The organism is Burkholderia crassaminum (genome assembly GCF_964265005.1).
Taxonomy (GTDB): Bacteria; Pseudomonadota; Gammaproteobacteria; order Burkholderiales; family Burkholderiaceae; genus Burkholderia.
This window is the reverse complement of the sequence record NZ_OZ183800.1, coordinates 2,738,648-2,751,439: the sequence shown is the minus strand read 5'-3', so window position 1 is coordinate 2,751,439 and position 12,792 is coordinate 2,738,648. Positions and strand designations below refer to the sequence as shown.

Genomic DNA, 12,792 nt, shown 5'->3' with positions numbered 1-12,792 from the left:
ATCAGGCTTCGCCGAACCGCTCCAGCAGCGCCGCGAACCGCGTGTCGTCGGGGAAACCCTTCACTTCATAACGCACCGGGCGATGCCCGGTGGCCGTCATCAGATCGCCGCACGTGTGCAGCAGCTCGGCCATCGGCACGTAGGCCGACTGTCCGGTCGACTCGCGATGGAGCGCGACGATATCCGTCTCCGGCAGCAGGGTCGGCACGCCGTCGCTCCATACGCCGACGCTGAACAGGCTGCCGTCCTGGCGCTTGTACACCGAGTAGGTCGCCACGAAAACGTCGGTGCCGTCGCGTTCATGCAGGTCGTTGAGCAGCGTCTGCTGATCCTGGTAGTCGCCCGCGAGCTCGCCGATGCGCAGCGCGTACAGCTTCGATTCGAGCCCTTCCGGCACGAAACGCCGCCAGGCGGTGCCATCCCAGCGCAGCATCAGCGGCGGCAGCGGGCGCGGCTGCGCCTGCGCCTGTTCGGCGAGGTCGACCATGGCTGCGAGCCCGGCCGGATTGCGGTCGCCGGTGAGCAGCAGCACCGCGCGGTTCGGTGCCATCACGACCGGCGCGCCGGCGATCGGCTGCCGGTGGAGCAGGTCGGTCAGCAGCAGCCGCGCCGCGTCGTAGGAATCGTCGAATTGCGACAGGAACACCCCGTTCGGCAGCGCGGCCCACGGCGTCGACGATGCGGCCCGCAGGTTGTCGATCGCGATCTCGCACGCGTCGTCGAACGAGATGCCCCATTTGTCGAGCGTTGAGGTCGACAGGCGCGCGATGTTGAACTCGCCGTCGTACGCGATGCCGATCTCGATGTTCTCGCACAGCGGCCGGAACGCCAGTTCTATTACGCCGGGTTGCCCGGCCAGTTGCAGCTCGGTCACGCCGCGCTCGGTCGCGCTGCGGATCACGGGCCGCAGCTTCGCGCGCGCGGCGGTGAAATCCGTCGGGGTCTCGTGCGCCATCATCGCGTTCGCCTGCCGTTTCAGCACGGTGTCGCGCTCGGACGGCTTCGCGGCCGCGTAGTCGCGGAACAGGTTGTGCAGGTTGATGATGTTCGACGGGGCATCCGACTGGACGAGGCAGCCTTTCTCGTCCACATGGCGCCAGGTGCGCGTGTCGCCCGATGCGCGCAGCGTGGCGATCAGGCGTTCGGCGAAGGCCTGCGGGGTCGGCGGTTTGCCGAAACGGTCGCGCAGGCGGGTGACGAGGTTGGCAAGCATCGTGTGCGGTCGGGCCGGGCCCGTTTGTTGTCGTTGTGGGTCGGTGGCACCCGGTCTCGGGGGCACAGCCCGCAGCCGGCACGCGTGGCTCGACGGGTGCTGCGATGGTAGCGCAACGCGGCAGGCATCGTCGGCGGTATTCGCAACCGGTGGGCGACGAGGCTGCGAGCTAGGGCGAGGGCGAGGGCGAGGGCGAGGGCGAGGGCAAGGGCAAGGGCAAGGGCAAGGGCAAGGGCAAGGGCAAGGGCAAGGGCAAGGGCAAGGGCAAGGGCAAGGGCAAGGGCAAGGGCAACGGCAACGGCAACGGCAACGGCAACGGCAACGGCAACGGCAACGGCAACGGCAACGGCAACGGCGCGGCAGAACCGCAGCAGCACCCCCCTCAGCAGCCCGCCAAGCCTTGCGTGGCGGGCGTTCGCGTGTGTCGCACGCCGCACCGGACGGCGCCGCTTCCCCGATTCTGGCGGTCGACCTCCCGGCGACGTGTAAACTGCTGCCTTTTTTGACGGTTTGCAGCATGGTGCAAGCACCTCCGCGCCCGGCGCTGAGCGGTCCGACGCTCGTCCGGCTGCTCGCGCGCCTGGCCGATGCCGACGTCGCGGAATCCCGGCAGACGCTGTCCGACCGGCTGAGCCAGTGGCTCGGCTGGACCGACGCGATCACGCTGTCGTCCGCGCTGAACGCGAGCCCGCCCGGCGTCGCGGCCGGTGTGCGCGGCTACGACGCGGAGCGCGACTGCGCGCGCGTGCGCCACGACCTCGCGCAGGCGATCATGGCCACCAACCGGCCGCGTGCGCGGCGCCGGCCCGGCGATCCGCCGCCGCCGGCCGCCGACACGGCCGATTTCGCGGACTTCCGCCAGCGTTATCTGTCCCTGCAGCAGGACATGGAAACGGCGATCGGCCAGTTGCGCGGTCGCCTGCGGGTCGCGCTCGCCGCGTGCTCGTCCGGGATGGCGCGGCTCGCGACGCTCGACACGATCATGGAGCGCGTGCTCGGCGCGCGTGAGCGCAGCCTGCTGTCGGCCGTGCCCGCGCTGCTCGGCACGCGTTTCGGGCGGCTGCGCGACGCGGAACGGCAGGCGCTGGCCGATGCCGAATCCGCAGCCGCAGCCGCAGCCGCAGCCGATCCGGCTGATAACAGCGCGGCGGTCGCCGACGGCACGGCCGTCGCGGCGATCGTGCCCGGTGCATGGCTCGATACGTTTCGCGACGAGATGCAAAGCATCCTGCTTGCCGAACTCGAAGTCCGGTTTCAAACGGTAGACGGGCTGCTCGCGGCCCTTCGCACCTGCTAATCAACACGATATGTCCAGAATTCGCCTTGATCTCGTTGTCTTCGTCGCCGGTCTGCTCGCTGTGTGCTGGATCGGCGTCGGCTATGTCGCGTCGAACCCGCTGGCGTCGGCCGTCACGCTGCTGATCGCCGCGTGCTACGTCGCCGGCGCATGGGAACTGCTGCGCTACCGGCAGGCCACCGCCACGCTGTCGCGCGCGGTCGCCGGCCTGGCCGAACCGCCCGCGAAGCTCGACACGTGGCTCGACACGCTGCATCCGGGCCTGCGCGGCGCCGTGCGTGCGCGGGTCGAAGGCGCGCGCGTCGCGCTGCCGGGCCCGTCGCTCACGCCTTACCTCGTCGGCCTGCTCGTGCTGCTCGGCATGCTCGGCACGCTGCTCGGGATGGTCGTCACGCTGAAGGGCACGGGCGCCGCGCTCGAAAGCGCGACCGATCTCGACGCGATCCGCGCGTCGCTGATCGCGCCGGTGAAGGGCCTCGGGTTCGCGTTCGGCACGTCGATTGCCGGCGTCGCGACGTCCGCGATGCTCGGGCTGCTGTCGGCGCTCGTGCGCCGCGAGCGGATCGACGCGGCCCAGCAGCTCGACGCGAAGATCGCGACGACGTTGCGCGTGCATTCGTCCGCGCACCAGCGCGACGAATCGTTCCGATTGCTGCAGCGCCAGGCCGACGTAATGCCGGCGCTGGTCGACCGCCTGCAGACGATGATGACGACGCTCGAGGCGCGCAGCGTCGCGCTGCACGATCGCCAGATCGAAAGCCAGCAAGCGTTTTTCGATCGGACCGAGCGCGCGTATGCGGGCCTCGCGTCGAATGTCGGCGACGCGCTGAAGGAAAGCGCCGCCGAAAGCGCGCGCGTGGCCGGCGCCGCGCTGCAGCCGGTCGTCGCCGCGACGATGACGGGGCTCGCGCAGGAGATGGCCGCGCTGCGCGACACCGTGACGGGCGCCGTGCAGCGCCAGCTCGACGGGCTGACGGACGGCTTCGAGAAGACCACCGGCAACGTGACGGCCGTCTGGAACCGCGCGCTCGACGAACAGCGCCGCGCGGGCGATGCCGTCGCGCAGCAGTTGCAGACGACGCTCGGCCAGTTCACCGAGACCTTCGCGCAGCGTTCGACGGACTTGCTCGACGGTGTTGCGACGCGCCTCGAATCGACCGAAAGCCGCCTGTCGGATGCGTGGCGCGATGCGCTGTCGCGCCAGGAGCACGTTGGCGAGACGCTTGCGAGCCAGCACGCACGTGCGCTGGGCGAAGCCGCCGCGACGTTCGAACGCCATTCGGGCGCGACGCTTGCCGCGATGCGCGAGTCGCACGCGGGGCTGCAGACCGACCTGGCGGCGCGTGACGAACAGCGCCTCACCGCGTGGAACGACTCGCTCGCCGCGATGGCCACGAAGCTCGGCGACGAATGGCAGCGCGCGGGCGTGCACAGCGCGGGCCGTCAGCAGGAAATCTGCGACGCACTGGCACAAACGACGCGCGACCTGACCACGCAGGCTTCGACGTTCGAACACCGCTCGAACGACCTGCTGTCGACGATTCGCGATTCGCACACGGGCCTGCAGACGCAACTGGCGGCGCGCGACGAAGAACGCCTCACCGCGTGGAACGACTCGCTGGCAGCAATGGCCACGAAACTCGGCGACGAATGGCAGCGCGCGGGCGTGCACAGCGCAGGCCGTCAGCAGGAAATCTGCGACGCACTGGCACAAACGACGCGCGATCTGACCACGCAGGCTTCGACCTTCGAACAACGCTCGACCGATCTGCTGTCGACGATCCGCGATTCGCACACGGGCCTGCAGACGCAACTGGCGGCACGCGACGAAGAACGACTCACCGCGTGGAACGACTCGCTGGCAGCAATGGCCACGAAACTCGGAGACGAATGGCAGCGCGCAGGCGTGCACAGCGCAGGCCGTCAGCAGGAAATCTGCGACGCACTGGCACAAACGACGCGCGACCTGACCACGCAGGCTTCGACGTTCGAACAACGCTCGACCGATCTGCTGTCGACGATCCGCGATTCGCACACGGGCCTGCAGACGCAACTGGCTGCACGCGACGAAGAACGACTCACCGCGTGGAACGACTCGCTCGCCGCGATGGCCGCGAAGCTCGGCGACGAATGGCAACGCGCAGGCGTGCACAGCGCAGGCCGTCAGCAAGAAATCTGCGACGCACTGGCGCAAACGACGCGCGATCTGACCACGCAGGCTTCGACCTTCGAACAACGCTCGACCGATCTGCTGTCGACGATTCGCGATTCGCACACGGGCCTGCAGACGCAACTGGCCGCGCGCGATGAAGAACGCCTCACCGCGTGGAACGACTCGCTCGCCGCGATGGCGGCCGCGCTGCGCGACGAATGGGCGCAAACGAGCGCGCAGGCGGCGACGCGCCAGCAGGACATCTGCGACACGCTGGCCCGCACCGCGAACGACATCACCGCGCAGGCGCAGGTGCATGCGAGCGACACGATCAACGAGATCGCGCGCCTCGTGCAGGCTGCGTCGGAGGCGCCGAAGGCCGCGGCCGACGTCGTCGCCGAGTTGCGCCAGCGCCTGTCCGACAGCCTGGTGCACGACACCGCGATGCTCGAGGAACGCAGCCGCCTGCTCGCGACGCTCGAAACGCTGCTCGGTGCGGTCAATCACGCGTCGACCGAACAGCGCACCGCGATCGACGCGCTCGTCAGCACGTCGGCCGACCTGCTCGACCGCGTCGGCGCGCGCTTCAACGACACCGTCGATGCCGAAACGCGCAAGCTCGACTCGGTGGCCGCGCAAGTCACGGCTGGCGCGGTCGAAGTGGCGAGCCTCGGCGACGCGTTCGGGATGGCCGTGCAGGTGTTCGGCGAGTCGAACGACAAGCTGCTGACCCATCTGCAGCGTATCGAGGCCGCGCTCGAGAAATCGCTCGCACGCAGCGACGAGCAACTGGAGTACTACGTCGCGCAGGCGCGCGAGGTGATCGACCTGAGCATGATGTCGCAGAAGCAGATCGTCGAAGACCTGCAGCAGCTCGCCGGCCGGCGGGCGTCCGTCGGAGCGTAACGCATGCACGACGAAATCGACGGCGGCGCGGAATCGGCGCCGGTGTGGCCCGCGTTCGCCGACCTGATGTCGGTGCTGCTCGGCGCATTCGTGCTGATCCTCGTCGGCGTGATCGGCATGCAGCTTCAGCTCACGTCGAAGCTCGAGGAAGCCGTGCGCGCACGCCAGCAGGAAGCGCAGCAGCGCAAGTCGCTCGAGCAGGCGCTCGCCGGGCCGCTCGCGGCCGGCCGCGTGACGCTCGTGAACGGGCGCATCGGCATCAGCGGCAACGTGTTGTTCGCGCTGAACTCCGACCAGTTGCAGCCTGCGGGCCGCGACCTGCTGAAGTCGCTGGCCACGCCGCTCGCCGCCTACCTGAAGACGCGCGACGAGATCCTGATGATCAGCGGCTTCGCCGACGACCAGCAGGTGCATGCCGGCAACCGCCAGTTCGCGGACAACTGGGAGCTGTCGGCCAAGCGCGCGTTGACGGTCACGCGCTCGCTGATCGATGCCGGCGTGCCGGCGTCGTCGGTGTTCGCGGCTGCGTTCGGCTCCGAACAGCCGGTCAGCTCGAATGCCGACGATGAAGGCCGCGCGAAGAACCGCCGCGTGGAGATCGCGCCGGTGCCGCGCAAGTCGGCATCGAACGGCGGGAGCGCGAAGTGACGGACGACGCGACGCACGTTCGCGCGACGCTCGACGCATGGCGCGAGCAGGGCGCCGACCGGCTCGATCCCGTGCGCTTTCTCCGGATCGACGCGCTCGAACGGCGTGCGGCCGCGCTCGAAGGCGATGCGCGCGGGCTGCTCGACGCGCGGCTCGCCACGCTGATCGAAGGCTTCGCGGCGGTCGTCGCGCGGGCTGACGAAGCGAAGGCCGCCGCGTGCGGCACCGCGCAAGCCGCCGAAGATGCGGCCGTACGCGGTCCGTCGCTGGCGGTGCTCGTCGAACGACTCGGCCGCGATGCGCAAGCCGACCGGCGCGGGCTCGATCCCGCGCTCGTCGATTATTTCCGCACGATGTGGTCGAAGGTCCGCACCGAACAGCAGTACCGCCAGTCGCTCGACCAGGTGCCGCGCAACGCGGGGCCGCTCAATTCGAACAGTCTCGTGCACCGGTCGCTCGCGACGATGCGCGAGTTGTCGCCGGAATATCTGCAGCAGTTCCTGTCGTACGTCGATGCGCTCGCGTGGCTCGAGGATCTCGCCGGCGGCGGCGCGCAGCCCGAGAAGGAAGTGCCGCGCGCGAAGACGGTGAAGAAGGGCGCACGCAGCAAGAGCCGGTAACGCGCGAGCACGCACCGTCGCGGCCGGGGGCCGGTCACATCGACGTCAGGCCCGACGCCGGTGCGCTTTGATAGCGGGCCGCGCTGATGAATTTCGAGAAGCGTTCGCACCAGATCACGATCGACGTGTATTGCGCGGGATTCACGTCGTCGGGAAGCGGCACGACGAAATTGCCGAATGTCTTCAGGTCGCCCACGCGCACGGCGCGCGCCTTGATTGCGAGGAACGACGCGCGCGTATCGACGAAGGCCGGCGCGAGATAGAGCTTGTAGTCGGGGCCCGGTGCGATGTCGCCCTCGAACGCGATCGACGAATCGGTCACGGTCAGTTTGCCGTCCGCCCAGTGCAGCGCGTCGCTGCCCGGCAGATTGCGTTCGAAGCGGCCGGTATGGCGTGCGTTTTCCGCGGCCACTTGCAGTTCGACGGCGCTTGCGCCTTCCGATGCCGTGAGGATCGGCAGCACGTAGATGCCCGCGGCAAACGCCGCGAGGCCCGTCGCGAGATGCGATGCGATCAGTATCCAGATTCTGGTTTTCATGTCGGACCCTTTGAACGAAAACGGTGGGCGGCGCAGGGCCACATGCCGGTAGTCGCGCGAGCCGGCGGAATCTGACAGGTGGATCGACTTTTTCGTTGAGCACGCCGTTCCTGCCGGCTGCTGCGTGACAGCAGCATCGCGACACGACACCCGGTTTTTTTCGTCGGCGCGTGTCATCTTTGCGCGCACCGCTCGACTCACTCTCCGTCGACAACGTCGTCGATGCTCAGGAGAGATCAGATGAACAAGCTTGCACTGTATGTTCTCGCGACGGTTGCCGCGACCGCTTCCGTTTCCGTTTCCGCGTGGGCCGCGCCGCAGTCCACCGTGACGCGCGCGGAGGTAAAGGCCGAACTGGCCGCGTTGCGTGCGGCCGGCTACCGCCAGACCGGCGAAGACCCGTACTATCCGGCACGGCTGGCGGAAGCGCTGAAGAAGGTCGGTTCGACCGGCACGTCGACGGCCGATACCAGCGGATACGGAACGGCAGCACCGGCCGCGAGCGAATCGGGTCCGATGGCGGCCGACAGGCCGATCTATCGCGGACGATGATCCAGGCCGGACGTTGCGCCTGTCGACGGGCGCAACGTCCATTTAATCCGGACTGCGATGGATTTAAGGATACGCAACGTCAGCGTGTCGGCGTGCCTTCGGCAATTTCCGCGCGGAGCGCGTGCAACGCGTCGGCCAGCGCCGCAGCGAATGGCGGATGCGCGGCGATGCCCGCCGCATCGAGCTGGCTGCCGAGCACCGGCAGCGTGATCGACGCGTGCTCGACGATGCGCGCCGACATCACCGACAGCGTCTCCCGCAGCGCCGCGTCCGCATGCGTCGCGCGCGGCGACGCATTCAGCACCGCGACCGGCTTGTACACGAAGGCTTCACATCCCACGACCCAGTCCAGCGCGTTCTTCATCACGCCGGTCACGCCGTGCGCGTATTCCGGGCTTGCGATCAGCACGCCGTCGGCGGCGTTCAGTCGATCGATCAAGTCGCGCACCGAGGCGGGCGACGGATATTCTGCGTCGGGATTGAACAGCGGAAATTCGCCGAGGCGATCGAAGCGCGTGATGTGCATCCCGGGCGGCGCGACGCGTGCCGCTGCATCCAGCAGCGCCGCGTTATACGACTGCGCACGCAGGCTGCCGCATAGCGCGACGACTTCGATGCGGCGCTCGGCGTGGGTTCGGGAGTCGGTGGTCATCGATGCGAGTCCGGGTTGGCGTGTTCCGCAGCGGCGGGCGTCGCGCGGGTCGCACGGATTATCGCATCGGTGTTCGGGCAGCGTGGTGCGCGAGCCCGGGCGCTACAATCGCCGAAACCGATTCTGCATGCGTGACCGGGCCGATGCGTGGAAACGGAATGACACAACAGGGGGCTGGCATGAACCGATGTTCCGGAACGACCGTTGCAGCGCGGAGTGCTGCGATCGGGTACAGGCGCGTGGCCGGATCTCGGGCCATCGCGCTGCCGGTGAACGGCTCGCGGTGTTGAAGCCGATGCCATTGCGCAAACGAATCGGCCATGCCGACTTGCCGCCAACGGTAGCGGCCGCGATTCCGGCCGAGCGCTATCTGACCGCATACGAACGTCCCGGCGCCGCGACGCTGGTCGTCCGGGTCATCGATCCATCACGCAACCGCCAGCGCGAACGCGAGTATTCGCATGCGACCGGCGCGTTCCTGACGCTCGCCGAGCGCCACGCGCTGTGCCCGCCGAACCGTACGTTCGCGATGCCGGGCGAGCGTGTGACCGTCCACGTCGGTTATCGTTTCGATCCCGACACGGATATCTGCAGCGAGACCTATGCCGCGTTCGACAATGCGACGTCGGCGTTGCTCGCGCAGAGCGAGCAGATGTGTTTTTCGCGCGCGATGCGTGATCCGGAAGACGTCGTGCGCGATGCGCTGCGCAGGGCCGAGTTCCCGCGCATGTATGCCGGCTGGATCGTGCCTGAGCGAATCGGCTATTGGGTCGGCGTGTTGTACCGGCAGCGGCGTCAGGCCGGCGAATCGGGTGCGCACGAGGATGCGGCGTTCACGGCCGCGCTGGTCGCGCAGATGAGGGCGATCGATCCGAACGTCGAGTGGCTGCTTCCGTCGGTGCTTGCCGAACTCGCCCGGATGGAGATGATGGACGAGCACGTATTGCGTGCGGCGTTCAGCGAGCGAACGGGTATCGCGATCTAGCGCGGCCCTGTCCGGCGCGAACGCTCACATGCAGGGCGCGTCGGCGATTCCGGCCGCGCATGCGAATTCCCCGATGTCCCACCCGTTGCCGAGTAACAGCCGCCGTGTATGCAGCGCGCCGTGCACGTCGTCGGCAACCGCTTCGCCGAGATAACGCAGCGCACGGCCCTCGATATCGACGAAGCCGTGCCGGTAATCCTGCGCGAGCGCCGTCCACAACCGTGCGGCGCCGGCCGACTGGCGCGCGCCGCTGATCAGGCACAGGCCCGCGTCGAGCCCCCATCGATACAGCGTCGTCGCGAGGCCTTTACGCTGCGCGGTTCCGCGCAGCCGCGTATGCGGCGCGCGCAGGTAGCGGTCGGCGCGACGCGGGATTTCAGGCAGGCGGTTGAACACCGTATAGCCGGCGAGCTGGCGCGCGGCCGGATCTTCGACGTACAGGAAGTATTCGCCGTCCGCCTCGCGGTGGCGGACGATCAGGCCGGAGCGGCCGAGCGCGACGGCCGGCAGGCCGTGCAGGCGGTGGCCCGGTTGGTGCAGGCGCGCGTAGAGCGTGTCGAGTTCATCGTCGATGTCGTGCTGGGAATGCTGTACGTCGATACGCATGGCAAAAGGCGCCCGTCTCGGGCGCATCGAGAAAGTGGTTCATCGCAAAAGGGGGGGAGAGGAATGGGTGCGGCCCCCGGGCTCGGCGAAGCGAGCCGGGGCCGCGAATCAGCTGGGGATGTGCTGGAAACCGGCGGCGATCGCGGCGAGGCCCGCGATGCAGAGTGCGAACAGGATCAGGACTTTGTGGATCACGTCTCTCTCCTCATGAATGCGCGGTGCCGAAGGGCGGCATCGCGGAGACGGTGAGCGGCGGGCACGGCCCGCGCGGCCGTCGTGCGGGACGACGGTCGAAGGTCCGGGCGACGGCGCACCAGTCGGGCGCCGTATTGCACGCGGACGGCCCGCACCATACGCGAGGCGATCCGGGTGGGCAATCGGACCGACGGAGAAAAGCGACGAAAAGCGGAGAATCGCATCGTTTCGCGACAATTGGCCGCACGAGGGCGTGCCGCCGCCCGAGCGGTTGGCCGGCTGGACAGTCGCCGCCGGGCCGTGCGCACGCGGCTGGTGCCGGCCTGACGAACCGACTACACTGCACGGTCTACGCAAAACGCACTACGCGCCACACAAGGATTCCTCCATGGGAGCTGGCCCGTCCACGGATCGCTGAGCCGCAACGACCTTCGTCAACCGGTCGTTGCGGCGATCTCCCGTTGTCCATCGCTGACCAGGCAGATCGCCGCCAGATTTCCCTTTCTGAGCGGATGCCTTGTCATGCCTGAACAATCCATGCCCGTGTGGGCCCATTCGTTGCCGTCGGCGCTCCTGCTGATGGCGCCTTTCGATCTCCTCGCTTCGCTGGCGATGGACGTGTACCTGCCGGTGATCCCGGACATGCCGTCCGCGCTCGGCACGTCGCCGGCCGTCGTCCAGTTGACGCTGAGCGTCTATATGGTCGTCCTCGGCCTGGGCCAGATGATTTTCGGCCCGTTGTCCGATCGCGTCGGCAGACGGCCGGTGGTGCTGGGCGGCGCGCTGTGTTTTGCGGCGGCTTCCCTGGCGCTTGCGATCACCACCGGCGGCGGCCTGTTCGTCGCGCTGCGCGTGCTGCAGGGGCTGGGCGCGTCGGCGGCGCTCGTTGCCACGTTCGCGACCGTTCGCGATGTCTACGCCGATCGCCCCGAAGGCCGCATCATCTACAGCCAGTTCGGCGCGATGCTGGCGTTCGTGCCGGCGCTGGGGCCGCTGCTGGGCGCAGCCGTCGCGATGGCCTGTGGATGGCGCGCGATCTTCGCGATGCTCGGCCTGCTGGGGCTGCTGGCATGCGCTCGCGCGTGGCCGCGCTGGCATGAAACGCGGCCGCGGACGGCAAACCGGCAGGGGCCGTCCGTCGCATCGATTCTCGGCAGCCGGCCGTTCCGGGTTCACACGCTCGCGTTTGCCGCCGCGATGGGCGCGTTCTTCGTGTTCTTCTCGACTGCGCCGCGCGTGCTGGTCGGCGTGGCCGGTTACTCGCGCGTGTCATTCAGCGTGGCCTTTGCGACCGTCGCGATCGTCATGGTCGTCGTCTCGCGCTTCGCCGGGAGATTCGTGTCGAAGTGGGGCGAGGCAGGCTGCGTGGCACGAGGCGCGCTCGCGATGATGGCTGGCGCGATCGCGCTGGCGCTCGGCACGGTCCTGACGAAGCCGTCGTTCGCGACGTTCGTGATGCCGATGTGGCTGGTTGCGGTCGGCATCGTGCTGATGTCATCGGTGGCGGCGAACGGTGCGCTGCGCGATTTCGGCGATGCCGCCGGCAAGGCGGTGGCGCTCTACTACGCGGTGCAGAGCGTGATCGTCACCGGCGTGGGCACGCTTGCGACGCTGGTGTTCGACGGCGCTACCGCGTGGCCGCTGGCAGCTTGCTGCTTCGGCATGGGCCTCGCGAGCTTCGTCGCGATCAAGGAGCTGACGCGCACGACCGGCCGTGAGCGTGACGGGCGTGCTCGCGGCGTCCCGTTCGACTGAGCACGCGCGGCGACACGCGGCGGTTTCGGGTGGCGCGGCGTTCCGGTGAAGTCATGGGCGCGCGGCCGGTGCCGTCAACCGGCCACCGCGCGCTCGTAGAGCGAAGCGATGTAACCGCTGGGCAGCGGGCGAAGCGCGACGCGTTCGAAGCCGAGTGCTTCGTAGTACGCACACAGCTTCGCGTTGCGCGGATCGCAATCGAGTCGCAGAAGCGTGCGCTGTTGCGCGCGTACCTGATCCGCACACCAGTCGATCGCATGGCGGCCGAGCCCGTGGCCGTGGAAGCCGTCCCGCACCGAGAGCCGGTGCAGATAACCGGCGACGCTCGCCTGCGGCCCCCAGTACTCCTCGTCTTCCCACATCAGCGCGAACATCGCGGCCGCAATGCCGTCCTGCTCGACGATGTGCAGGCTGCCGTCGTCGAGCATCGGTCGGACATCCTGTTCGGTGCGTGCGCCGTGTCCCCATGCCGGGTCGTCGTGCGCCGTCTTGAACACAACGGCATCCGTCAGGATGCGTGCGGCCATTGCCGCATCGTGGATCGTAGCCAGCCGCACCGTGGTGACGTTCATCGTTCGCCTGTTGCACCGTTCGCCAGGGAGCGCGCATTGTGCGCCGGAACCGGCACAACGTCGATGTGCGAACGCGAATCCGGATGCGGGCGGGGCAGCAG

The 12,792-nt window shown here is 68.6% G+C and carries 12 protein-coding genes; 7 read left to right on the top strand and 5 right to left on the bottom strand.

Annotation, left to right across the window (positions count from 1 at the left end; genetic code table 11):
• Position 1 precedes the first annotated feature (1 nt).
• Positions 2–1,213 carry a DUF1444 family protein gene (locus tag ACPTTF_RS29320; protein ID WP_423369243.1) on the bottom strand — a complete coding sequence of 404 codons (1,212 nt, stop codon included), beginning with the start codon at positions 1,211–1,213 and terminating at the stop codon, positions 2–4.
• Between the two features lie 517 nt (positions 1,214–1,730).
• Here ACPTTF_RS29320 and ACPTTF_RS29315 point away from each other — a divergent pair.
• From ACPTTF_RS29315 to ACPTTF_RS29300, 4 genes are read left to right on the top strand one after another with little or no spacing between them, the layout of a single operon-like run.
• Positions 1,731–2,510, top strand: a complete 780-nt coding sequence (locus ACPTTF_RS29315) for a DUF3348 domain-containing protein (protein WP_423369242.1) — start codon at positions 1,731–1,733, stop codon at positions 2,508–2,510.
• A 10-nt stretch (positions 2,511–2,520) separates the two neighbouring features.
• Positions 2,521–5,568 (top strand): DUF802 domain-containing protein, encoded by a 3,048-nt coding sequence (locus ACPTTF_RS29310; protein ID WP_423369241.1) that lies wholly within the window; start codon positions 2,521–2,523, stop codon positions 5,566–5,568.
• Between the two features lie 3 nt (positions 5,569–5,571).
• The gene (locus ACPTTF_RS29305; protein ID WP_423369240.1) at positions 5,572–6,216 is read left to right on the top strand and encodes an OmpA family protein; all 645 of its coding nucleotides are present in this window, start codon (positions 5,572–5,574) and stop codon (positions 6,214–6,216) included.
• Complete coding sequence (locus ACPTTF_RS29300) at positions 6,213–6,836, top strand: DUF2894 domain-containing protein (protein WP_423369239.1); 624 nt, start codon at positions 6,213–6,215, stop codon at positions 6,834–6,836. The genes ACPTTF_RS29305 and ACPTTF_RS29300 overlap by 4 nt, the downstream gene beginning before the upstream one ends.
• Positions 6,837–6,870: 34 nt before the next feature.
• On the opposite strand, the gene ACPTTF_RS29295 is transcribed toward ACPTTF_RS29300, so the two are convergent.
• The gene (locus ACPTTF_RS29295) at positions 6,871–7,374 is read right to left on the bottom strand and encodes a DM13 domain-containing protein (RefSeq protein ID WP_423369238.1); all 504 of its coding nucleotides are present in this window, start codon (positions 7,372–7,374) and stop codon (positions 6,871–6,873) included.
• A 240-nt stretch (positions 7,375–7,614) separates the two neighbouring features.
• On the opposite strand from ACPTTF_RS29295, the gene ACPTTF_RS29290 reads away from it, so the two are divergent.
• Entirely contained in the window at positions 7,615–7,926 is a 312-nt protein-coding gene (locus tag ACPTTF_RS29290) for a DUF4148 domain-containing protein (RefSeq protein WP_423369237.1), read from the top strand.
• Positions 7,927–8,005: 79 nt separating this feature from the next.
• On the opposite strand, the gene ACPTTF_RS29285 is transcribed toward ACPTTF_RS29290, so the two are convergent.
• The gene (locus ACPTTF_RS29285) at positions 8,006–8,578 is read right to left on the bottom strand and encodes an NADPH-dependent FMN reductase (protein WP_423369236.1); all 573 of its coding nucleotides are present in this window, start codon (positions 8,576–8,578) and stop codon (positions 8,006–8,008) included.
• Here ACPTTF_RS29285 and ACPTTF_RS29280 point away from each other — a divergent pair.
• Entirely contained in the window at positions 8,571–9,563 is a 993-nt protein-coding gene (locus tag ACPTTF_RS29280; RefSeq protein ID WP_423369235.1) for a hypothetical protein, read from the top strand. The two genes, ACPTTF_RS29285 and ACPTTF_RS29280, sit on opposite strands and share 8 nt — an antisense overlap.
• Positions 9,564–9,587: 24 nt before the next feature.
• Here ACPTTF_RS29280 and ACPTTF_RS29275 read toward each other — a convergent pair whose 3' ends face one another.
• A complete protein-coding gene (locus ACPTTF_RS29275; protein ID WP_423369234.1) occupies positions 9,588–10,169 on the bottom strand; it encodes a histone acetyltransferase in 582 nt (193 codons plus the stop codon).
• A gap of 717 nt (positions 10,170–10,886) precedes the next feature.
• Between ACPTTF_RS29275 and cml the strand changes: the two genes are divergently transcribed.
• Positions 10,887–12,119: a CmlA/FloR family chloramphenicol efflux MFS transporter gene (cml, locus tag ACPTTF_RS29270; RefSeq protein ID WP_423369233.1), complete on the top strand. Its 1,233-nt coding sequence runs from the start codon at positions 10,887–10,889 to the stop codon at positions 12,117–12,119.
• Positions 12,120–12,193: 74 nt separating this feature from the next.
• Here cml and ACPTTF_RS29265 read toward each other — a convergent pair whose 3' ends face one another.
• Positions 12,194–12,691 (bottom strand): GNAT family N-acetyltransferase, encoded by a 498-nt coding sequence (locus tag ACPTTF_RS29265; protein ID WP_423369232.1) that lies wholly within the window; start codon positions 12,689–12,691, stop codon positions 12,194–12,196.
• Between the last annotated feature and the right edge of the window lie 101 nt (positions 12,692–12,792).

Excerpts from the sequence above, each read along its gene's own strand:
- ACPTTF_RS29285 (WP_423369236.1), bottom strand. The coding sequence starts at position 8,578 with ATGACCACCGACTCCCGAACCCACGCCGAGCGCCGCATCGAAGTCGTC.
- ACPTTF_RS29320 (WP_423369243.1), bottom strand. The coding sequence starts at position 1,213 with ATGCTTGCCAACCTCGTCACCCGCCTGCGCGACCGTTTCGGCAAACCG.
- ACPTTF_RS29305 (WP_423369240.1), top strand. The coding sequence starts at position 5,572 with ATGCACGACGAAATCGACGGCGGCGCGGAATCGGCGCCGGTGTGGCCC.
- ACPTTF_RS29295 (WP_423369238.1), bottom strand. The coding sequence starts at position 7,374 with ATGAAAACCAGAATCTGGATACTGATCGCATCGCATCTCGCGACGGGC.
- ACPTTF_RS29265 (WP_423369232.1), bottom strand. The coding sequence starts at position 12,691 with ATGAACGTCACCACGGTGCGGCTGGCTACGATCCACGATGCGGCAATG.
- ACPTTF_RS29315 (WP_423369242.1), top strand. The coding sequence starts at position 1,731 with ATGGTGCAAGCACCTCCGCGCCCGGCGCTGAGCGGTCCGACGCTCGTC.
- cml (WP_423369233.1), top strand. The coding sequence starts at position 10,887 with ATGCCTGAACAATCCATGCCCGTGTGGGCCCATTCGTTGCCGTCGGCG.
- ACPTTF_RS29290 (WP_423369237.1), top strand. The coding sequence starts at position 7,615 with ATGAACAAGCTTGCACTGTATGTTCTCGCGACGGTTGCCGCGACCGCT.
- ACPTTF_RS29310 (WP_423369241.1), top strand. The coding sequence starts at position 2,521 with ATGTCCAGAATTCGCCTTGATCTCGTTGTCTTCGTCGCCGGTCTGCTC.
- ACPTTF_RS29275 (WP_423369234.1), bottom strand. The coding sequence starts at position 10,169 with ATGCGTATCGACGTACAGCATTCCCAGCACGACATCGACGATGAACTC.